Origin of the sequence: Flavobacterium gilvum (assembly GCF_001761465.1) — a bacterium.
GTDB classification, from domain to species: domain Bacteria; phylum Bacteroidota; class Bacteroidia; order Flavobacteriales; family Flavobacteriaceae; genus Flavobacterium; species Flavobacterium gilvum.
Map to the genome: position 1 here is coordinate 3,430,449 of NZ_CP017479.1, position 22,548 is coordinate 3,452,996.

General features: G+C 35.4%; 13 protein-coding genes and 1 pseudogene. 6 read left to right on the plus strand and 8 right to left on the minus strand.

All coding sequences use genetic code 11. From position 1 onward, the window contains the following. The first annotated feature begins 1 nt into the window (after nucleotide 1). The 6 genes and pseudogenes from EM308_RS14065 (at nucleotide 2) to EM308_RS18420 (ending at nucleotide 6,604) form a co-directional block, all read left to right on the plus strand. Nucleotides 2-331 carry a nucleotide pyrophosphohydrolase gene (locus EM308_RS14065; RefSeq protein WP_035638543.1) on the plus strand — a complete coding sequence of 110 codons (330 nt, stop codon included), beginning with the start codon at nucleotides 2-4 and terminating at the stop codon, nucleotides 329-331. Then, nucleotides 328-2,226, plus strand: coding sequence for a DUF2075 domain-containing protein (locus tag EM308_RS14070; RefSeq protein WP_051877837.1), 1,899 nt, complete (start codon nucleotides 328-330; stop codon nucleotides 2,224-2,226). The genes EM308_RS14065 and EM308_RS14070 overlap by 4 nt, the downstream gene beginning before the upstream one ends. A gap of 1,320 nt (nucleotides 2,227-3,546) precedes the next feature. Then, nucleotides 3,547-5,094: an IS21 family transposase gene (istA, locus tag EM308_RS14075; protein ID WP_035634844.1), complete on the plus strand. Its 1,548-nt coding sequence runs from the start codon at nucleotides 3,547-3,549 to the stop codon at nucleotides 5,092-5,094. A 16-nt stretch (nucleotides 5,095-5,110) separates the two neighbouring features. Next, entirely contained in the window at nucleotides 5,111-5,848 is a 738-nt protein-coding gene (gene istB, locus EM308_RS14080) for an IS21-like element helper ATPase IstB (protein ID WP_035634847.1), read from the plus strand. 468 nt (nucleotides 5,849-6,316) lie between these two features. Continuing rightward, nucleotides 6,317-6,439: pseudogene (locus tag EM308_RS18415) on the plus strand (IS1595 family transposase); the annotation flags it as partial. A gap of 36 nt (nucleotides 6,440-6,475) precedes the next feature. Then, the gene (locus tag EM308_RS18420; protein ID WP_394332834.1) at nucleotides 6,476-6,604 is read left to right on the plus strand and encodes a hypothetical protein; all 129 of its coding nucleotides are present in this window, start codon (nucleotides 6,476-6,478) and stop codon (nucleotides 6,602-6,604) included. A gap of 779 nt (nucleotides 6,605-7,383) precedes the next feature. Here EM308_RS18420 and EM308_RS14090 read toward each other — a convergent pair. The 8 genes from EM308_RS14090 to EM308_RS14120 form a co-directional block, all read right to left on the minus strand. After that, nucleotides 7,384-8,808 (minus strand): GDSL-type esterase/lipase family protein, encoded by a 1,425-nt coding sequence (locus EM308_RS14090; RefSeq protein WP_035636693.1) that lies wholly within the window; start codon nucleotides 8,806-8,808, stop codon nucleotides 7,384-7,386. Nucleotides 8,809-8,964: 156 nt separating this feature from the next. Continuing rightward, complete coding sequence (locus tag EM308_RS14095) at nucleotides 8,965-10,248, minus strand: hypothetical protein (RefSeq protein ID WP_156101341.1); 1,284 nt, start codon at nucleotides 10,246-10,248, stop codon at nucleotides 8,965-8,967. A 20-nt stretch (nucleotides 10,249-10,268) separates the two neighbouring features. Then, nucleotides 10,269-12,626 (minus strand): glycoside hydrolase family 31 protein, encoded by a 2,358-nt coding sequence (locus EM308_RS14100; RefSeq protein ID WP_081907256.1) that lies wholly within the window; start codon nucleotides 12,624-12,626, stop codon nucleotides 10,269-10,271. 151 nt (nucleotides 12,627-12,777) lie between these two features. Continuing rightward, nucleotides 12,778-14,556 carry a GH92 family glycosyl hydrolase gene (locus tag EM308_RS14105; RefSeq protein ID WP_317039280.1) on the minus strand — a complete coding sequence of 593 codons (1,779 nt, stop codon included), beginning with the start codon at nucleotides 14,554-14,556 and terminating at the stop codon, nucleotides 12,778-12,780. Beyond that, complete coding sequence (locus EM308_RS18340; RefSeq protein WP_197516503.1) at nucleotides 14,541-15,041, minus strand: hypothetical protein; 501 nt, start codon at nucleotides 15,039-15,041, stop codon at nucleotides 14,541-14,543. The genes EM308_RS14105 and EM308_RS18340 overlap by 16 nt, the downstream gene beginning before the upstream one ends. A 17-nt stretch (nucleotides 15,042-15,058) precedes the next feature. Then, entirely contained in the window at nucleotides 15,059-17,305 is a 2,247-nt protein-coding gene (locus EM308_RS14110; protein WP_051877757.1) for a glycoside hydrolase family 3 C-terminal domain-containing protein, read from the minus strand. Between the two features lie 55 nt (nucleotides 17,306-17,360). Then, nucleotides 17,361-19,637 carry a glycosyl hydrolase family 95 catalytic domain-containing protein gene (locus EM308_RS14115; protein ID WP_035636684.1) on the minus strand — a complete coding sequence of 759 codons (2,277 nt, stop codon included), beginning with the start codon at nucleotides 19,635-19,637 and terminating at the stop codon, nucleotides 17,361-17,363. 145 nt (nucleotides 19,638-19,782) lie between these two features. Then, nucleotides 19,783-22,548, minus strand: a complete 2,766-nt coding sequence (locus EM308_RS14120) for a glycoside hydrolase family 38 N-terminal domain-containing protein (protein WP_035636681.1) — start codon at nucleotides 22,546-22,548, stop codon at nucleotides 19,783-19,785.

The following is a 22,548-nucleotide window of genomic DNA, read 5'->3' on the forward strand; positions in this document are numbered from 1 at the left end:
TATGAGTGATTTTAAAGAAATAATCGATTCCTTAAAAAAGTTTAGAGATGAAAGAGATTGGGAACAATTTCATAATCCAAAAGATTTATCATTAGCAATTTCTATTGAAGCCTCTGAATTACTTGAGTTATTTTTATGGAAAAAAGCAGAAGACGCAAATATTGAAAAAATCAAAGACGAATTAGCAGATGTTTTTTCATTTGCATTTCTATTAGCTGATAAATATAATTTGGATATTAAGGATATTGTACTAAATAAAATTAATCAAAATGCTCTCAAATATCCTGTAGCCAAATCAAAAGGGACAGCCAAAAAATACAATGAATTATGATTGTTTATCAGAACTCAAAAAAATCATTTATTGAAGATGTAATTTCAAATAATATAGAAAATGTAATTCATGATTTTTTTCAACAAAAACTTGGTCAAAAAACTACAAGTGGTGAAATCAGTTCATGGAAAAATTCCATGCAATATATGAATAATGTTTTAAATGATGCAGAAATACCAAATGATGCAGGTGTGATAATAGAGTATCAAATACCTCAAACTTCAAAAAGAATAGATTTTATTTTAACAGGACAAGATGAATATGAAAAAACCTATGCTATTCTTATTGAGTTAAAACAATGGTCTGAGGCTGAAATAACGGACAAAGAGGCTATAGTTACTACTTTTGTGGGTAAAAGATATCGTGAGGCCACTCATCCATCATACCAAGTATGGTCATATGCTTCTTTATTGGAAGGTTTTAATGAAGCTGTATATACTTCAGATATAATCCTAAAACCATGTGCATATCTTCATAATTATACATCTGATAATAAAATCGACAATATAATTTATAAAGAATACATAGATAAAGCCCCTTTGTTTTTTAAAAACGATACTTATAAGTTGAGGGATTTTATTAAGCAGTTTGTTAAATTTGGTGACAAGAAAAACATTATGTTTGAAATTGATGGTGGTAGAATACGACCATCGAAGAATTTAGCTGATAATCTATCCTCAATGCTCAAAGGTAATAATGAATTTCTAATGATTGACGACCAAAAAGTTGTTTATGAAAATGCGTTAGCATTGGCAAAAAAAGCTACTTTTAATAATAAACAGGTACTGATTGTTCAAGGAGGTCCTGGAACTGGGAAATCAGTTGTTGCAATAAACTTGCTTGTAAAATTAACTAGTCAGAAGCTTTTAGCTCAGTATGTTACTAAAAACGCAGCTCCTAGAGCTGTATATGAGACTAAATTAAAAGGTTCTTTTAGAAAGTCTGAAATAACTAATTTCTTTACAAGTTCGGGTTCTTTTATTAATACTATGCCCAATATTTTTGATGCTTTAATTGTTGATGAAGCACATAGATTAAATGCTAAATCTGGAATGTTTAAGAATCTTGGCGAAAACCAAATTAAAGAGATAATTCATTCGTCTAAATTTTCTATTTTCTTTATTGATGAAAACCAAAAAGTAGCCATTCACGATATTGGAGAAATAGATGAAATAATAAAACTAGCAAAAGAACAAAATGCAGAAGTAACAAAATTGGAACTTAATTCTCAATTTAGATGTAATGGTTCTGATGGATATTTAGCTTGGCTAGATTATATTTTACAAATTAGAGAAACTGCAAATACTTCACTTGATAGTGAAGAATATGATTTTAAAGTTTTTGATAATCCTTCAGAATTAAGAGATTCAATTTTTGAAAAAAATCTTATCAATAATAAAGCTAGATTAGTTGCAGGTTATTGTTGGCCATGGTTAAGTAAAAAGGATTTTAATGCTAAAGATATTATTTTTCCTGAGTTTGATTTTGCAATGAAATGGAATCTAACGGAAGATGGAATGAAATGGGTTATTCAACCCGAATCGGTTAACGAAATAGGTTGTATACACACATGTCAAGGATTGGAAGTTGATTATATCGGAATTATAGTAGGTGAAGATTTAACAGTTAGAAATGGGATTGTTATGGTTGACCCTTCAAAAAGAGATTCTAATGACAGTACAATTCGAGGTTATAAATCTATGATGAAATCGAATCAGGAATACACGAAAGAATTAATGAGAAATATTATAAAGAATACATATAGGACTTTAATGACTCGTGGAATGAAAGGCTGTTATATTTATTGTGTTGATAAAGAAACGAATCAATATTTTAAGGACTTAATAAAATCTAATACTTTAATCGATTTGGTAAATGTTAATAGAGCATTCTAATTTTTTTGATGAGTCTATTAAATTTCTATTTATTTTGAGCCTCACTAAAAATTGTGTAATTTAATTAATAGTTACTGAATTATTCATGTTCAATAAGTAATAAGTAAGTATATTAATTGTATACGGTTTAATCTATGCAGATTAGTGGATTTTGATTTTTTTTAAAGGTCTCAAAGCTTCTTTTTTAATTCATTTAATCTTATACAAAAAGGTAAATCTTAAATTATAACACTTCTACAAATATCCCATGTATTTTCCCATATTTCCAAACAATTACTTGTATTTCATGGGCTGACATGTTTTTTGCATCAAAAATTAACTTAAATTTGCTCTATCAAATAAGACTTGCTTATATACTATGAGTGGTGAATTTGAATCTCTTCAGCGATTGCGTGCTAAATTTTAAGTGAGCAATCATATAAACCCCTGCTTTCAAGCTTTAAATCATGTTTGGAATCAAAATGGATACGTGCTAGTGTATCTGTATTAAGTACCTTTTTATCACTTATTATCGCTAATATTTAACCTGAAAATTTGAAAAAAATATTTTTTTTGAAATGGCATAGTCTTCTATTTAAAGTCAAAAATTTGAGCTGGAAAAATCCAAAAAAATTTTTTTTTAAATCCCATCTGAAAATTTGATTTCAAAAATTATCTGGGAATTTTCGGAGACAATAATCTTTATCATATAGAGGGACATAAGGAAGGACGTATGAAAGAGGGGGTACTGTATGGCAGGGAGAGGACTATAATTAATAATGACCAATTAATTTGGTTTTTAATTTTAATCCACTATACCCTTTCAGTTAACTTTTTATCCCACCTCAACTTAAAACTTCCTAATTCTAAACTCATAGTTTCTTTGTAAATTTCTAATTTAGAACAAATCTAATATGATATTTAACTTTTTCACACTTGACTATTTGGAAAATATTGAGTATCTTTTATAAAGAAAAAAAATACTCTATAAAAATGTGTTTTTTTTAATTTATCGCAGTATTTATAATATGAGATTCCATTAACTCATTTAAAATGTATGGACTGGTTGCTGGTAGTCGCTCTACCAGCTTCTCTCACCAGTAAATTGAGAGCATCATAATGAGAGAATAAATATTAACTTAAATGTTAAACCCTTATTACTGGAAAAAACGGTCAAATTGACCACCTCTTTCCAGTATAAATTGACCACCAGTTCCAGAGCAAACTGACCACCCCATTCCAGTTCAAATTGACCACCTAATTTTGGGGTAAATTAATTATTAAAAACTACAGACTTTTTCATGTCGTTAGAACCATACATTCGCAAAAAAAAAGCGGATTATGGCAAACAAAATAACAGACATGAGTAAAATTAGAAAAGTAATTAAATTCTATTGTGATGGAAAAAGTAAGTTATTTATAAGTAGCTACTTATCCCTTTCTAGGAATACGGTAAAGAAGTATATTTCTTTATTTGAAGTTCTCGGATTAAACTTTGAATTTATTGATAAAAAAACAGATGCTGAACTAGAACTTTTGTTTTCACAGACTACTGTGGAATCAATTAGTCCCAAATTACAAACACTCCATAATTATTTTCCTAAAATGGAGCGTGAGCTAAAAAAAGTTGGCGTTACCATACAACATATGTGGGAACAATATGCTGCCATAAACCCTGATGGTTACAGGAGTTCTCAATTTGCTCATTATTACAAAGTATGGAGTAAACAAGTCAATCCAGTGATGCATATGAATCATAAATCCGGTGATAAAATGTATGTTGATTATGCTGGAAAAACACTATCCATTATTGATAGCGACACTGGAGAAATCAAAGAAGTACAATTCTTTGTGGCTATATTAGGGGCTAGTCAATACACCTATGCTGAAGCTTCTATGAGCCAGCAAAAGGAAGATTTTGTTACTTCTGTAGAAAATGCCATGCGCTTTTTTGAAGGCACTCCTGCAGCAATTGTTCCAGATAATTTAAAATCTGCAGTAATAAAAAGCAGTCGTTTTGAGCCAACAATTAATGAAACTTTAGCCGACTTAGCGGAACATTACGAAACTACAATCTTGCCAACTAGAGCTTATAAACCTAGAGATAAGTCATTAGTTGAAGGGGCTGTAAAGATATTATACAGAAGAATTTATGTAACACTAAAAGAAACCAAATTCTTTTCTCTAGAAGAATTAAACCAACAGATATGGGATTTATTAGACATTCATAATAATCGAAAACTAACAGGTCGTCCTTACTCACGAAAAGAATTGTTTGTAGAAGATGAGAAACAAAAACTGCGTCCACTACCACAAGAACGCTTTGAAATCAAATATCAATCCTTTGCAACGGTAATGCAAAATGGTCATGTCCAATTAAGTCAAGACAAAAATTATTACAGCGTTCCGTATCAATATGTAAAGAAAAAAACGAAACTCTTGTACACAAGATCAACCGTAGAGATCTATTATAAATACAATCGAATAGCGGTTCATCAGCGAAATTACAAACCTTATGTCTATACCACAACTCCAGAACATTTAGCCAGTTCACATCAGTTTGTAGCTCAGTGGAGTGCTGCTCGATTCATTGATTGGGCAGGTAGTATTGATGAGTCAGTAGGAGAATATATTATGCAGATAATCGAAAGCAGAAACCATCCTGAACAGGCTTATAAAAGTTGTTTAGGAATACTAAACTTTGAAAAAAAGGTTGGTAAGCAGCGATTAATAAATGCCTGTAAACGAGCGCTTGACTTTAGAATTTACAATTTTAAGACCATCCAAAATATTTTAGAAAACAACTTAGATCGTATTGATTTAGAACAGGAACCTGAGCATGAACTTCCGAACCACGGAAACATAAGAGGCAAACAGTATTATAATTAAATTAAATCTTAAAAACATGAATGAATCCACAGTAACAAAAATGAGACAAATGAAACTTTACGGAATGTTTAATGCTTTTAAAACAGCGATTGAAAGCGGAAGAACAGACCACTACACACTCGATCAATTTGTATCGATGATTATTGATGCTGAATGGGACGAAAGGCACAATCGTCGTATAGAACGCAGTATAAAGAATGCTAAATTCCATTACAAATCAAATATTGAAAATGTCAATTTTGATGTATCCCGCAATCTTGACCGGAATACAGTTCTTCGTCTGGCAGAATGCGAATTTGTTGAAAAAAATGAAAACATCTTAATCACAGGAAGTACAGGTGTAGGCAAAAGTTATTTAGGTACCGCATTGGGTTACCAAGCCTGTATTCATGGCTATAAAGTAAGCTATTTTAATACTTCGAAGCTGTTTGCTAAATTAAAAATGGCCAAAGCAGATGGTTCTTACCTAAGAGAACTTGCCAAAATTGAAAGGCAAGACGTTATCATACTTGACGATTTTGGACTCCAGGCATTAGATAGTCAAAACCGAATTACACTTTTGGAGATTATTGAAGACAGGCATAATAACGGTTCTATAATTGTTACATCGCAAATTCCTGTACAAGGTTGGTATGATATAATTGGCGAAAAAACTATAGCTGACGCAATTTTGGATAGACTTATACATCAAGCCCACAGACTCGAATTGCATGGGGAATCTATGAGAAAGAAAAGAGGAATAAACAAGGAATAATATTTTAAGTATATTTGAGTACTAATTAGCGCATGAAAAAAAGTAGTTTTTTATGAAAACGGGGTGGTCACTTTGCTCCGGAATTAGGTGGTCATTTTGAATTGGAATCAGGTGGTCACTTTAAATTGGAATTGGGTGGTCAATATCACTGGAATTTACAATTAAATCGATATCCCAAACCGAAAGCTTATTAGTCGGAAGTAGCTAATATTCTATTTTAGGATTCGTTCTTCCCAAAAAATAGTCCTATTGGTGTCGGACTATTTACATTTCAAATAGACATTTGTTTTTTAATTTATTAAGAAAAATTAAGTCAAGACCAATCCTCAACATATTTGAATTGAGCCGGAAAACATTAAAATATGGCCAAAAAAGAATATTAAGACTACTATTGTATTTGAAAGTGTTTTTATAAAAAAATAATTAAGATTTCTATCTTATAAATTTCAATTATTTGAAAAGCATTTAAGTAGCCAGAAATATACTTTACCAGAAATAGCTTATGTTGATGAGTTTGCAGTTGGAGGAAAAGAAGGTGGTAAGCAAGGAAGAACCTATGATACAAAAGACAAAGTCAGTCATATTTACATTTAGAATTGATAGATCAATTTTCAAAGAAACAATTATATTGAGAAAGGAAATAAAACGGCTGGAACAAGAGCACGTAAATCAACTTTGGAAGAATCAAAAAAAATTAAAGCCTCCCGAATTACACAAAACCCCGCTGAAAATAATTTTAGCGAGGTTTTTTTTTAGTAAATTAAATCACTTATTGTTTTTTTATAAAATCTTCAGAAGGTTTCCTTTTAAAAATATCATAATATTTTGCAGAAAAATAATCTAATTTTTCATAATCCAATTGCTGGATTATTTCTGTCAAAGTATTATAATCTCAACTTTCCAAAAGTTTCTTGGCGAGAATCATTTTCTCTTTAATGAAAATTTTATTTGGAGAATTACCAAATCTTTGTTTAAACAGCAGTTTAAATTTGGAAGCAGACATTCCTGCCAATTTCGATAAAAATGATATTGATGGAAATTTTTTAGATAAATTATTGAGAAGATAGTTTTTAGCTTTATTGATTCCCTGGTTTTCAAAATCTTCTATTTTACTCCACGCAGCAGTATTTGACTTAGAATATCGCTCCAACAAAGTCCCTAATAAATTAAGCGAAACCTATTTTATAAAAGGATCAAAAGAAATATCAAAAACTGATTTTTCGTTTATAGACATCAATAACACTAAACTATTACTGTCGATATTATCAAGAAGACACCATAATTTTTCAGAAAAACCTCTTTTAAGTTTCTCATAGTCATTATTTTATCTGCTTCCTATAAAATAATTCATTAACTTTTTATCTACATATAAACGCAAAGTAAAAGTTCTTTCACCTACAGAGGCTTCAAAATAACTTTCAGATTGATTACTAAAAATCCCCAGACTAATATTGGCAGAGCCTCTCACAAGACAATCCAAATCATTTATTTTGAAATGGTTAAAGTTATCACTTATATCATAATAATTAAGATTATCAGAACTTGACTGAGTGCAAGATAAAATCTACTATAGGTTGCGGATTTTTAAGACTATGTGGGTGGTGTTTTACATCCTGTTTGTGGATAACCATAATATTTCCGCCTAACGCTTTTACCCTTTCTTCAAAAATCTTTGTGTTTTCATCTACTGGAACCACATCATCTGCATCTCCTACTACATGCAACATTGGAAAACCAGCTTTCACAATCTGTGGCACTAAATCAATTGGATTGCCTTTAAAATCCATTGCGGCTTCTTCAGATGAAAGTCCAAAATCCTTTTTGAATATTTCCCAAACCTCTTGACTCCCTTTGCTTTTACCCTTTCCGCCTGGCCAGCTCTTAAGATCAAGTACCGGGGCATCGGCATAAATACAAGCTACCTTTTTGGGGTTTGTCACAGCCCATCGATAAACATATATTCCGCCCCTGCTAAATCCTTCAAGGCAGACTTTTTTGGACAAACCCGCACCATGCATTTTCTCATAAAAAGCATTCCAACAATCTATTGCCTCTTGATTTCCAAACAACTCGGCAACATCACAATAAACCAAATGAAATCCTCTATCCAGTAATGCTATATCAGCTTGTGGTTCTATTCCAAAAAAACGGGCTCGCCAAACCCAAGGTAATCCTGAAGCTGAAAATCGTGGTTTTACCACTTTACAATTCCTTCCTTTAAAGATAAAATCAACACAGTCATAACCATAAAAAGAACTGTTTTTTTTCTCTTCTTTTATTTTTGAAAAAATATCAAAGTCCATTTTCTTTTTGCTAACTACGGATTCATAAATGCGTTTTGCCAAAATAGTTTCTCCTAAAACAGAAGGATGCAATTTATCAGGAAAAAGAGATTCTTTGTCTGCAGTAATAGAATGCAAATCAATCATTTCTAATTTTTCTTCATAAGCCACTTGACGTATTTTAGGAATCACTTGATTTACAATCACTTCGTCAGTTTGCCTTTCAGAATCTTTAAGAAACGAACTTACAGGTAGTAATAAAATAACTTTAGGTTTTGATGGCAACTGCTGAAAGGAATGTATTAAAGCTTTGTAATCATCAATAAAATTGCTATCTAATTTCAAACGATAAGGCAAACGACTATCGTTTGTTCCCAACTTGATTGTCACTATATCTGGATTGCTTTGCAGTGCTTCTTCATATTTTTTGGTTGATACATAGGAATTATCTCCATTACGAATCACTGTCTTACCAGACACTCCAAAGTTCATCACTTCATAGCCGTCACCAAGCATATTTTGTAATTGACCAGGGTAAGAATCTTTCTCTGGATTCGGAAGTGTTGCCCCATAAGTAATACTATTTCCGATACAAGCTATTCTAATTTTATGCTGTGCATTGACTTGTGAACTAAGAAAAAACAAAGAAACTACAACTATTCCAAATATTTTTTTCATCGTTTATTTTTTGAAAAGAAATTATTAAAAAAAATTGATCTTATTTTTATTTACTACAGTAACCAATTATCATATACATTCTTAACTTATTGAATATAAATATTTTATATTTAAATAAAAAAAGGCTTATTATTCCCTAAAACAAAAAAACTCAATTTATTTTTTTAAGATTATTTCATGAAGGCTTAACGAATAGGCACTTCCTGGAGGATTAGTCTTTTTTAGATATTCTGGATTGTTTCTATTCTCTCCATTTGTGAAATTTGCCGAATAACAAAGCCACATTTTTCGCCCATCAGCACTGATGAACTTAGACGGAATGTTAACGAAATAAGCTTGTGGCCCGAAATTTTTCAAATAAGTGATTATCTTCCAAGGACCTGTAATCTTATCGGACTCCAACAAATAAGTATTCATATTTTCAACAGTTGGCCATCCATCTGTTACACACATAATGTATTTTTTAAGGGGAGCATTGTAGGTCATTGTGACACATCCTGTATTGTTGTTCCAGTCAATCAATGGTTTGATTTGTTGAAAATCATTAGACCAAATGGCATTCCCTTTTTTGTCGTAGCCTGCAAAATATTCGTAAGCAGCTTTATTATTTATGTTTTCAGGCGAAGGAATAACACGTGCGAGATAAATCTGATCGCCTGAAATCCAACTCAGATTGGCTTTACGGTCTTCTTGATCCTTTTGTGTTGCCCCATGTGCGACTAGATAAGCTTTGCCATCCGGGGAATGCTCCATGTTTTTCCCAAAATCCACAAAGTGTGGCGAACCCATTTTTACTGGTCCGTTTTTTTCAATGGGTTCTGTAAATAAGCTTTTGCCCGGCTCACAAGAAGCTGGAGAAGCCGTCCAAGTTTTACCCATATCATACGAAATTCGGAAACCTGCAAATGGCCCCATAATTGGCCAGTTTAATCCATAATTACCATTGCCAAGAGTATAAGTTCCGTAGTACCAAATATTGTTGTACACCAAACTTCCGCAAGGATAGCGGCCTCCATAAGGTGCAGGTGAAGCTTGCTCAATACCCAAAGGAATCACTCTCAAATTCATTGGATCTTCGCCTTCAATCCTTGCCTGACCAGTTTTGGCGTTTGCTCCTCCAGAAAAAGAATTCATTTCAGCCACCGAACCATCCGTCCACGGAGAATAAAGATTCCCGTCCGAGGCCCAGGAAGGATACCAAGTGTCCGCTTTGGTATAGTTGGCGAATCGCCCAGTGAATTGAATTCCCTTTATCTTCTTAGAATGTTCAAAAGGCAAATCTGGTTTACTGCTTTCAGGCCAAGTAAACTCACTTATTTTACTCGACATTTCTTCACTTTTGTAAACAAAATCAGCCGAATTGTGTGATGAAACTTCTTGGCCAAACATAGTATAGTTTGTCGCGCAAATAAGTATAACGATAAGATTATAAAATTTCATTTTCATAATTATTTTTTCTTTTATTTCAGTTTTATTACAATTTCTTTGCCTTTATAGGTAACCGCCTTATCTGTTTTTGCAGAAAAATCAGCTGTAGATTTCCCTTTGGTAATTAGAGAAATATTAAAATTTCGGGTTTTCAACATTCCTGGAAAACTGCCTTTACGATTTTCAATTGTCAGCGTTTGTTCTTTGTCATTCCAATTTATCTTTATGGTCGAAAAAGCACCTTTTTCATAATTGTAATTATCATTTTCATCTTCGTAAAGTGTAAATTCTCCATCTGCTCCGGGATAAACATATAATTCTAGATTGTCCCATTTTTTCTCAGTAGCATATTGCACTTTTGGACCAACTGGCAGAATTGTACCTGCTTTTACATAAATAGGCATGATATCGACAGGAACTTCTTTGCTGATGGTTTGTCCTCCCGAAAATTGTGCTCCAGTCCAGAAATCATACCAACTTGTCCCCTCTGGTAAGTAAACTTGCTTTGATTTTATTTGGCTAAAATCTTCCTCACTTTTATCATTTTCATTCTTAACGTACATGGATTCGGTAACGGGTGCAATCAATAAAGATTTTCCGAACATATATTCATCATTGATATCATATACTTTTTTATCTTGGCTAAAATCCATAACCAAAGCACGCATCATCGAACCAGATTGATTGGTCACATCCCAAGCTGTCGAATAATTATAAGGCAATAAACGGTAACGCAGGTTGATGAATTTTTCCTGTGCATCATAGGCCCAATCCCCTTTTTGACCAAACATATAAATCTCACGAGGCGTACTTGTTCCATGCGACCTCATCATGGGCATAAATGTTCCAAATTGCAACCAACGGACATAGAGTTCTCTATAAGCCACATTTTTTATCCCTCCTTTATAATCTACAGAAAAACCGCCAATATCTGTATTCCAGTATGGAATACCGCAGAGTGAAAAATTAAGTCCTGCCGGAATTTGTTTGCGAAGGACATCCCAACGACCATGAATATCTCCAGACCAGCTATTGGCTCCATAGCGTTGTTGTCCGGCAAAAGCGGAACGAGTTAAGATAAAAACCCTTTTATTTGAAGCTGCTTTTCGTTGATGATCATATACTCCACCCACAGTTTGCAAGGGAAATGCATTGTAAACACTACGGAAGGTTCCTAAATGAGTAGGCACATCAAGATCGCTATCTCTTGTAAAAGTACGATCTGGCTCCGTAGAATCCATCCACCAAGCGTCTACTCCTTTTGCAAACAATCCCTTGCTTAAGTATTCCCAATAAAGATTTCGCGCTTCAGGGTTATAAGGATCATAAGGCGTGGCTTCCTTTGGATAGGTTTCAAAATTAAGTAATGATTTTTTTTCTTTCAATTCTGAAAATTGTTTGGTATCTCGTCCAAATGAAGCCCAAACAGAAATCATATAATGTGCATTTAACTGATGAATTCTGTCTATCATTTTTTGTGGCTCTGAGAATTTAGGATTATCAAAATTCATGGAATTCCAATTCCCATTCCCTCCCCAATATTGCCAATCCTGAATAATTCCGTCAAGAGGAACACCTAGTTTACGAAATTTTTCTACCACTCCAACAATCTCTTCCTGACTGGTATAACGCTCACGTGATTGCCAAAACCCAAGTGTCCACAAGGGTAATAATGGAGATTGTCCTGTTAAGTCACGCATCTTGGCAATGACCCCATCAGCATTTTTTCCATAAAGGAAATAATAATCCAAACCATCACCTACCTCCGATTCCAAAGACATTTCCTGTGGATTATCAACAAATTTTGTAGGCGAATAATTATCCCAAAACACACCATAACCTTTTGTCGATTGAATAAAAGGAATACAAATTTTTGTATTTTCATTACGCAAAAGTAATTTTTGTCCCCTTTGGTTCATTTTCCCTTCCTGTTGTTGCCCTAAACCATAAATAGCTTCGTCTTTATCCAATAAAAAGGCTTGTCTTACGGTAAAAGTTTTTTTATCAACATCTTTTATCGGGGTAAATTGAGTGCCATAATCTTTTTCGGTAAACAAAGCTTTTCCGCTTAAATCATAAAATGAAACTTTACCTGTCTTTAAATCCAAAGTGACTTGTATAAACTCACTTTTCAATGAAACAATATCTCCTTGTTGATTTACAATTAAATTTACTACTTGCGGGGTTTTGATAACCGAAAGACTTTCTTTTTTGAATACAAAACCTTCTTGCGATTTTACGATCCTTACAATATGTGGATTATAAAATTGAACCTCAACATCCATGGATTGAATGTTTGCTTTTATTCCCAATTTTGTTCGCTCAAAATCAGCCGAAAATAGTGGAATGGAAAACGTAAAAAACAATATGGTAATAACTATTTTCTTCATATAATAATTTTTTAGGTTCAGTTTTTGGTTTTAATTTAGATCTAAGTTATAATCATAGAATAATGTCGTAATTTAAAATTTGGAAAAAACATTTAATTTATTTGATTTTAAGTTGTTTAGATTGATTTTAATCCTTTTGACTTTACGACTTTTAAACTTTCGACTTACTTATACTTTTTGTCATTTCAAATACCAATTCTCCTCCTTTTAAAACTTCATCAAAGGTGATATAGGAACGTTTTAGTTCAATTCCATTCAGAGAAACTTTTTTGACATAAATATTTTTATCTGACAAATTATTTGCTTTTATAATGAATTTTTTACCCGAAGGCAGTTTTATTGTTGCCTTGTCAAACAAAGGAGCCCCTAACTCATATTGCCCCGAAACGGGATCCATGGGATAAAATCCAAGTGAACTAAAAACATACCAAGCGCTCATTTGTCCAGTATCTTCGTTTCCGCATATTCCCTCAGGAGTATTATCATACAATGTATTGAGAACCTGATTAATATATTTCTGAGTCTTTTTTGGCTTGCCAACTTTGTTATACATATAAATAGTATGGTGTCCCGGCTCATTGCCATGGGCATATTGACCTATCAACCCTGATATGTCACCCGAAACATTTGCGCCATGCAACTTGGATCTCATCAGAAACAGTGAATCAAGCCGTGAATCCAATACTTTTTTTCCTCCCATCAAAGAGGCTAGTCCATCTACATCATGTGGCACAAAAAAAGTCCATTGCCAAGCATTTCCTTCGCAATAATCATCCTTTCTATGCTCCGAACTTAAAGGATTAAAAGGTGTTCTCCAAGTTCTGGCCTGTGTTTTTCCTCTTGCAAAAAGAGTTTTGGGATCTATCACATTCTTATAATTAGAAGCTCTTTTACTGAAATAATCGTATTCTTTTTTATGATTTGTCATTTGAGCGAATCGAGCAACAGCCCAGTCATCATAAGCATACTCCAAAGTACGCGCCACAGATTCCATTTCTAAGTCGCAAGGTACATATCCATATTTTTTATAATTTTTCAAACCCACAAAATACCCCATTGAGAAACCGCAGGTGTCTTTCATACTTGACTGGGTCATGGCATTCATGGCAAACTTTGTATCAAACCCCTTAATTCCATTCAAATAGCAATTGGTTATCATCGGCATACTGTGCAGTCCTATCATTTGATACGTTTCCATACCCGACAGAGTCCATATTGGTAACTGTCCAGCATATTTGTAATGCTCCAAGGCAGTTTTTACATAGTCTTTCATCACATTCGGTTGTAAAACTGCCATCAAAGGGCAAGCCGCCCGAAAAGTATCCCATAATCCAACTACACCTCCATAATATGGAAATCCGTTTGTTTGATGTACTTTGTTATCTGGTCCTCTGAAACGAAAATCCACATCGGAAAATAACATTGGATACATCATCACATTACGCATGGATGTGTAAAATAATTTTTTCTTTTTGAGATCGGAAGTTTCTATTTCAATCTGCCCAAGAACATCATTCCACTGTCCTGAAGCCTCTTTTTTAATCTCATCAAAATCCTTGTTTTGAACTTCGGCTTCCAAATTTTTACGTGCCCCTTCCATATCCACAGCTGATATCGCTGTTTTTACCTCCAAAACACCTTTGTCTTCTTCAAAAAAAAGAATAGCTTTTATATTTCTGCCTTGAGCAAATGTTGCCTTTACTTTTCTATTATCGTCTACGAATAAAGAGCATTCCTTAATGGGAGTTGAGAATTTGGTATAGAAGTACACCTGCTGCCCCGTAACCCAACCATTTGAAAGTCTATATCCTCTGATGGTATATTTGTCTACCTGTTCAAAACCCGACGCATAAACAGTATCCATATCATGTTCGGGCTCTATAGTACATCCATTCTTAGATCCGTATTTTAAATCTACAATAACTGGAATCCTCCCCCTTTACTGTACTTATAACGCTGAATACCACAATGTGCCGAGGCCGTAAGCTCTACAGATAATTGTTTTTCATATAATTTAACCGAATAATATCCAGGTTCGGCCTTTTCTTCTTTATGAGAAAATGACGACTGATACTCCTGTGAATTAAGTTTTTTGATAGTATCTGCTTTTTGGTTCAACCGCAAAGGCATAAACAATACATCCAAAAAGTCATTACAACCACCTCCACTTTTATGGAGATGACTGAATCCGAGAATTGTTTTATCATCATAATGGTATCCAGATTCATAGGCGCGTGTGTCTGCCCCAATTTGCATCATCCCAAACGGAACAGATGCTACTGGAGCTACACGGCCATTAAGGCCTGATCCCATAAACATATTGACATTTTCATTTACTCGCTCTTTCTTATCACAGGCAATTAGTAAGCTAATGCAAAAACCATAAATAACTAATTTTACTATTTTCCTTTTCATTAGTTGGATAAAATAATTTAAAACACTTTATAAGACTCCCCTTCGATAGTCAGAGAGTTTGAGCTACCAGCCGATTTATTAGGCTGACCTCCTCCTATATATATTTCTACCTTTTTGGCACTTTCTATCCCATTCCCTTCACTGTCCGTGAAGGCAAGGTCTTCTGGACTAAGGTTAAAACTTACTTTTACCGACTCTCCTTTCTTCAAATGAATTCGTTTAAATCCTTTTAAGGAATGAATTGGAGTTCTCTTATTTTTATCCTGAGAATGAGTCACGTATAATTGTACCACTTCGTCGCCATCCTTGTTCCCGATGTTTTTTACGGTTGTACTCACTTGAATGCTACTACCCGTTTTCACTACCGAATTATTTTCCAACGGACTATAACTAAAATTTGTATAACTCAAACCATAACCAAATGGATATCTAACCGCGCCTTTAAAATAGCGATACGTACGGTTTTCCATTGAATAATCTTCAAATGCTGGCAAATCTTTATCGCTCATGTAAGTTGTCAAAGGCATACGTCCTGCAGGATTATAGTTCCCAAAAAGAACATCAATTATAGCATCTCCTGCAGCTTGTCCTCCATACCATGCCTGCAAAATAGCATCGGCATTTTGGCTTTCCCATTGAAAATCCATTATGGAACCCGACATATTCACAACAATCAGTGGGCGGCCTGTTTTTTTCAAAGCTTTCATTAATTCAGTCTGTATAGGCGGCAATGCAATAGTGGTTCTGTCTCCACTGGCAAATCCTGAATAACCTCCTGCACCGGCATCTCCCGCTTCACCTTCATAATCGGCACTTATACCTCCTACAAAAATTATTACATCAGATTTCTTAGCTTGTTCTGCCACTTGGGCAAATGAAGGCCCGTCTTTCACCTTATCGACAATACCAACTCCTTTGATATAATCTATCTTTATTTTTCCTCCAAAACGTTTTTGCAAGCTCATATAAGGCGTAACAATCTGGCTTGGTGTTCCGAAATAATTAGCCAATTGAGTATGTCCATTATCTGCGTTTGGACCTATTAAAGCGATTCTTTTAATTTTTGACTCATTAAGCGGAAGCACATTTTTTTTATTTTCCAACAATACCATCGACTTTTGAGCCATCTCGTAAGCATGTTTTTTATGGGCATCACTTTCTATTACTTCTTTTCCGATGGAAGCATAAGGTACTCTGTCTGCTGGATCGAACATTCCAATTTTAAACAGAATTTTGAAAAGGCGAGTCAGCGAAACGTTTATATCTCTTTCTGAAAGCAATCCTTTTTTAACTCCTTGTTCCAATAATTGATATAAATTACCACATTCCAAATCGGTTCCGTTCAACAAGGCTTCCGTTACCGCATCGGTATCATTGGCACTGGTTTTATGAAACTTTGCAAAATCAGTAACGGCCCAACAGTCCGAGGTCACATAACCATCAAAAGCCCATTGATTATGTAAAATATCGGATAACAGCTTACTGTTTCCGCAACAAGGCTGTCCATCCAAACGGTTGTAAGCGCACATCACTCCATGAACTTTTGCCTTGGTGATAAGTTCACGAAAAGCCGGTAAATAAGTATCCCACAAATCATAGGTTGAAGGATGAACATCAAATGAATGACGGTTATATTCCGGACCGCTGTGTACCGCATAATGTTTGGCGCAGGCAACGGCCTTCAAGTATTTTGGATCATTTCCTTCTAATCCCCTAACGATGGCCGATCCCATTTTTCCTGTCAAGTAAGGGTCTTCGCCGTAGGTTTCCTGTCCTCTGCCCCAACGTGGATCACGAAAGATATTGATATTCGGAGTCCAATAGGTCAACCCACGATAAATAGAACCTGTTTTTCCATTACGTAAATCTTCATTAAAAAGTGCACGCCCTTCAGAAGAAGCTATGTCCCCCATCTTTTGCAGCGCCTCTGTGTCAAAAGTAGCTGCCATCCCGATAGCTTGCGGAAAAACCGTCACTTTTTCTTTGGTTCGTGCAACTCCGTGCAACGCTTCGTTCCACCAATTGTAAGCAGGAACTCCCAAACGTTCAATCGCTGGAGACTGATGCTTCATCATGCTCACTTTTTCCGTGAGTGTCAATCTGGAAATTAAATCTTTTATCCTAATTTCCATATCCAAATCCGGATTACGGAAAGGAAAATCTTTGTTTTGAGACTGGCTGTATCCCATAGAAAAGATACTCATTAGCAAAATCATACCAATCCATTTGCTACTAGAACTTGCTTGTTTCTTTAATTTATTCATCTTGTTTATATATTACTAATCTTTGTTTAATAACAAATTATACTGATTCTTATTTTTAAAACTTAGCTTCTAATTGTTGCCCAGCTTTCAATTCAACTTCATAAATGCCATTATTATTTTTCACATCCTTCACGTTCCATTTTGGCTTTTGTCCCTCAAAATTGTCTTTTATTCTGACTGTTCCTTCTTTTTTGGATTTAATACTGAACCAAACTGTTTTCCCAGCTTTTCGTATGGCCGAAACTTTGTATCCACCTTCTGCTCTTAAATCGTTGAACGAAACATTTGCCCATTCTTTTGGCGTAGCCGAAAAAATTCGAATCACACCCGAATTGGCTTTTCCGGGAGTAGGACTCCAACTTTGCAGCAGCATTTCCTGAACGGCTTGCATAGCAATAAAATTTCCTTCTAATGTGAAAGGTTTTCCTCCTCCAAACCCGTAACGAGTATCAGGAGTCTGGTCTTGATTTACATGAAAACCATTTCGCAAAATATACGCTTTTTCAAAAACATCCAAATGGTGATAAGCACTTTCTGAATTTCCGGTACGGGCTTGTAAGCACGACATCCAAGCCCAGGAATAACCGCACCATTCGTTGTGTTTCTCGGCATTCCATTCTGGACGTTTCAAAGTAGTGGTAATTCTGCGTTGGTCTTCATTTGTACCTTCAACCGTAATCAGGTTAAATGGATAAATCCCAATAATGTTCGAAAGATGACGGTGATTTTCCCTCAAAAGAAGTTTTGAATCAAGCATCAGTTCACCGTCTTCTGCCACATGAAAATCACCTAATTTGTCAGCCAAATCGTTCCATGATTTTGCTTCGGCAGTCAAACCTTGAGCATCTGCCATTTCGGCTACAGCCAAAAAATGCATTTTGATACTCATTAAATCGTAATTGGTATTTGGCTCCAGCCAATGATTTCCAAAAATTTCGGGAGAAGACGATCGCAATAATTTCAATTTTCCGTTTGCATCCGGTTTTAATAAATCACGCAAACATTCTGCCGCTTCTTTACACCAAGGATAAGCCCTTTCTTTTAGGAAAACATCATCTGCCGTGTACAACCAGTGAAGATAAAAAAGATGAGCATTCCAAGAAGTCATCGTTGGTGACAAGCTGTAAGCTCCCCAACCGCCCAAAGGCTGTCCTCCATAAGACATTACCCCAGGAACCGATAAACCAGATGTTTCGTAAAAATCTTTTGCAAAAGCACGCCATTGATCTCTTTTGTTCCAAAGAAAATTGATATAGCTACTCCCCTCGCTGAAATTTCCCGCTTCCTGATACGCTATATAAGTCATTTGTGTATTCAAATCACTGTGGTAATCTCCCTTCCATGGCGGAAGACTTCCTGTGGCCGAGGTCCATACTCCCTGCAAAGGCATTGGAGGAGTATTTGCTCTTGAACCCGATCCATACAAATAACGAGCAAAAGTGTAATAATCCTGCATTCTTTTTTCTGGCAAATTGATTTGCGATTGGTCCCAAAAATTTTTCCACCAAGCAATGTGTTCTGTCAAACTTTTATTAATTCCTTGATCTAAAATTTCGGAACAACGTTTTTTTGCCAATTCAATTAGGTCTCCACCGTCGCGACTTGTAGTAACGGCAATGGCTGTCAGCATTTCATTTTTCACCTGACGGGTTTCTGTATAAACACAATAAACCAATCCTTCAGAAGCTTCTTGAACATACCATTTTGCGTTTCCAACAGCTCCATTTGTTGCTGCAGGATATCCTAGTGATTTTACTGTATGACTGTCGGGTCCAGCAGATTTTCCTCGGTATTTTTCAGAAACTTGCATCGAACTCATGACTTGAATCGCATCGTATTTTGCAACAGGAATACGCATCAATGCAACAGGTTTTACTGCACTGAAGAAAACCCTTGCGTCTTGTCCGTTTTCAAAATGCACAATTCCTTCAGCAGTTCTTTTATTAAGTTCGAATGATTTTATTGAAGTGCCGTTTGCCAAAGTAAATTCTACTGCACCGGCAGGTAATTTTGTTGGGGTTGATCCGTGATAGGCTCCTTCCCACATATTTCCGCCCTTGGCCCAAGTTTGGGTTTTCCACCATTCTTTCGGCCCATTTGTACGTTCATCCCACAAATCGCCTCGATCAAGCGAAAGACGGATGAGGTTTTTCTCTCCCCACAATAATCCTCCTGTTAATCCATTTCCTAGCGGAATTGCCTCGTCCCAAGAATTTATAGGTGCAGGTAGTGCTAAATTATTTTCCTGTTTTGGAAAATCCTGATCTTTTTGTTTCTTCTGTGAAAAAGCGGTTAAACTACAAAGGAATAGGAATAGAAGCGTTTTCTTCATTTATTATATTTACTTTTTATAAAATTATAACTTGCCTTAGCTAAGATTTTTTTATCAAAATAATCATGCAGCGCAATTTAAGATATTATATTATACACAGACAAAAACATTTTTTTGTCTGTGTATAAATTGAATCAATATTGATCTACTCTTTCAAAATAAAACTTACAGGAGCATACGCATGTATGTCAAATGTCAATTTACCGTTTGTTATTTTAATTGGTTCTCCGCTGTTTTCTCCTCTCAGGTTCACAGGTTGAGCAGTAACAAACTTAGCCCCTTGTGGCAATGTAATTTCGAATTTATCCGAAATTCCTCCTTGCTCCCATACTCTAAGTACAGTTCCATCACCGTCAGGATTTGGGCCAAATGCAGTAACTGCCACCCCTTTTCTTGAAAGAGCAATTCCTTGCTGGGTAACAGGCAACTTTCCGTTTGACACTTTGGAACTAGCAACTTGCATCGGCACACGTGTCTCCATACTAGGCGTATAAAGTGAACTTTCTGAAGAGAATTTATCAAAAGCCCAAATACGTACTTTGGCACTCATACGTTGTCCGTTACCAATCCAAGCAGGGAAATTAGTACGCCATTGGTTATTATACAGATTGATATACACATAAGGTTTTTTGGGTTCATAACGTTTATCAAATTTGTACTCTCCCGGTTCTCCCAAACTTACCATTGGTGCATCTGGAGAACAGATACCTACACCCGCTCCAGTTGTTCCATCATAAACAGCAACTCCACTATTTACCCATGAAAGATGATGGTTTGAATTATCAATAACCATATCTTTTACAGGGTCAACATCAGCTCCAATACGACCAAGACGGAACTTAGTATTCTCACACTTAAACGGAAGACTTATCCATGCTGTTTCAGGCCAAGAGTCGGGTTGTTTCTGCCAGCTAACTTCGAGGTCTGCTGTAGGTGTCATACCAGAAAGTGTTAATGAAATAGAAACCTTTTGTGGCAAACCCGGTCCAGGAATAGTACCTGTCATCACAGCCTTGACATCAATTTCTGATTTTTCTACATCCAGTGTCATATCCTGTGGAAGTGCAGAACTGTATGGAACATCCTGTGGCATATCATAAGATGCAAAACAAAATCTATGAGCTATATACTTAGGATACAGCGATTTGTCAAGCCATCCAGAAACATCTTTATAATCAAATCTTTGATAAAAATATTGTCCAAAACCTTGAGGAGCATTAGCATCGACCAATTCTTTTCCTGACCTTTTATCAATAAGACTTACAATTCTGCCTCGTTTGGCATCGATAGTTGCTTTGAAAAATGGACTTTCGATTACACCCGAATTCTTATCGGATTTCAACTCCGGTGCATCCACCTTGTCCATAGAAGCTACATAGGTACGATAACCCATTGGCGGAATATCCTTGGCAACAAATCGTGACATTGGGGCTTTGTCTTCAATGGCGGAATATTCGTGTGAAACTGCAGCAGCAGGACCACCATCAAGAGGTTTTAGAGAAACAAAATCATTTCCAAAAATCAAACGAGTGTCAACAATAACTTCGGCATCACGTTTCCATGGCAGTGGGTTATAAACCACAATGCGGTTACCATCAACCTTAACATTATCAGCAAGAGATGCCACTCCATCACGGTACGGATTGGTCACTAGTTTTTCAACATTGTTGATATAATCTGCTTTATCTTTCCATGATTGTTCCAATAATTTAAATTGAGGAGGCAATCCCTTATTCCACATCTCTTCCCAAGCCTTTCCATATGGAGTTTTAATATAATGCTGGTTTGCAAGCCCCCATGTATGTTCGCTATATAGCAAGCTGTTTTCATAAGCTTCTGCAGTAATATTGTGCAAGTCTGGACGATAAATACCCCATATTTTTTCTATTGTTGTTAGCTCATCCATCCCCGCTATTGAAGGCCTGATGTTTTGAGCCAGCTTTGTTGCCTCAGGCATACTCATTACACCCTGAATCCAAACATCACCCATATCGCTACGAACAACCGGAAGTTTACTCAAATCTTCCTTCATAATCATATCAGCAAAATCATCCATTTTACCAACTTTGGCATTTATACCCAAACTTTTATAATAAGCTAAGTCTTTTGCAATCGTTTCTGGACTTGGAGGCCCTTGGTTATCTCCGGTCATACTGATATGAAGCCATGTTTTATAAGGCCAGTTGGCAGGAGGTAGTTCATCATTGCCATAACCGTTATTATAAAGTGTTAAGAGTCGAGAACCATCAGGTCCTTCCCACCAAAAAAATGGCGGAATTCCATAATCCATATTTACCTGTGGCCCACCCATGTGATAAAACTTAACACCTGCATTAGTCAAAAGTGTCGGGATAAACCATGAATACGAAGGTGCATCACTCATTTTGGCACTGATAGAAAGCGGTTGTCCAAACTTTCGTGCCAGTGTTGATGAATAATTTAACCCACGTACCAAATCTTCCGGATCTGAAGTTTCTAAATGCATTGAAAACGGTAAGGCATGAACTGCTAAGTTACCATCAGCAATCGCCTTTTCAATTTTCCTTTTACGCTCAGGTGCCTGTCCATCCCAAAGTATCTGCTTCATAGGCCAGCCCGAAACGGTCCAGACAAACTGTTTGTCTTTTGGCTGACTGCTGTTTACATCTATCGCAGCAAGTACCTTATCTGCCATCGAAGTTCGATAATCATGAACAACCTGTTGCACCAATTCTGAATACCCAATATCAAAATGGGTTTTGTAGACAATGATTACATTTTTGACATTTGGCTTCTTTGAATTCTTTTTCTTTTCTTTTTCGGTAGCCTGTTTAACATCTGTAAGCGTTGATTTTCCATCATAATTCTGTGCATTTGAAATTAAAAAGGAAACTAAGCTAAAAGCTAATAATACGGTTGATTTACTTCTCAT

Coding starts and splice junctions, on each gene's coding strand:
- EM308_RS14065 (WP_035638543.1), top strand. CDS start 2: ATGAGTGATTTTAAAGAAATAATCGATTCCTTAAAAAAGTTTAGAGAT.
- EM308_RS14070 (WP_051877837.1), top strand. CDS start 328: ATGATTGTTTATCAGAACTCAAAAAAATCATTTATTGAAGATGTAATT.
- istA (WP_035634844.1), top strand. CDS start 3,547: ATGGCAAACAAAATAACAGACATGAGTAAAATTAGAAAAGTAATTAAA.
- istB (WP_035634847.1), top strand. CDS start 5,111: ATGAATGAATCCACAGTAACAAAAATGAGACAAATGAAACTTTACGGA.
- EM308_RS14090 (WP_035636693.1), bottom strand. CDS start 8,808: ATGAAAAAAATATTTGGAATAGTTGTAGTTTCTTTGTTTTTTCTTAGT.
- EM308_RS14095 (WP_156101341.1), bottom strand. CDS start 10,248: ATGAAATTTTATAATCTTATCGTTATACTTATTTGCGCGACAAACTAT.
- EM308_RS14100 (WP_081907256.1), bottom strand. CDS start 12,626: ATGAAGAAAATAGTTATTACCATATTGTTTTTTACGTTTTCCATTCCA.
- EM308_RS18340 (WP_197516503.1), bottom strand. CDS start 15,041: ATGAAAAGGAAAATAGTAAAATTAGTTATTTATGGTTTTTGCATTAGC.
- EM308_RS14110 (WP_051877757.1), bottom strand. CDS start 17,305: ATGAATAAATTAAAGAAACAAGCAAGTTCTAGTAGCAAATGGATTGGT.
- EM308_RS14115 (WP_035636684.1), bottom strand. CDS start 19,637: ATGAAGAAAACGCTTCTATTCCTATTCCTTTGTAGTTTAACCGCTTTT.
- EM308_RS14120 (WP_035636681.1), bottom strand. CDS start 22,548: ATGAGAAGTAAATCAACCGTATTATTAGCTTTTAGCTTAGTTTCCTTT.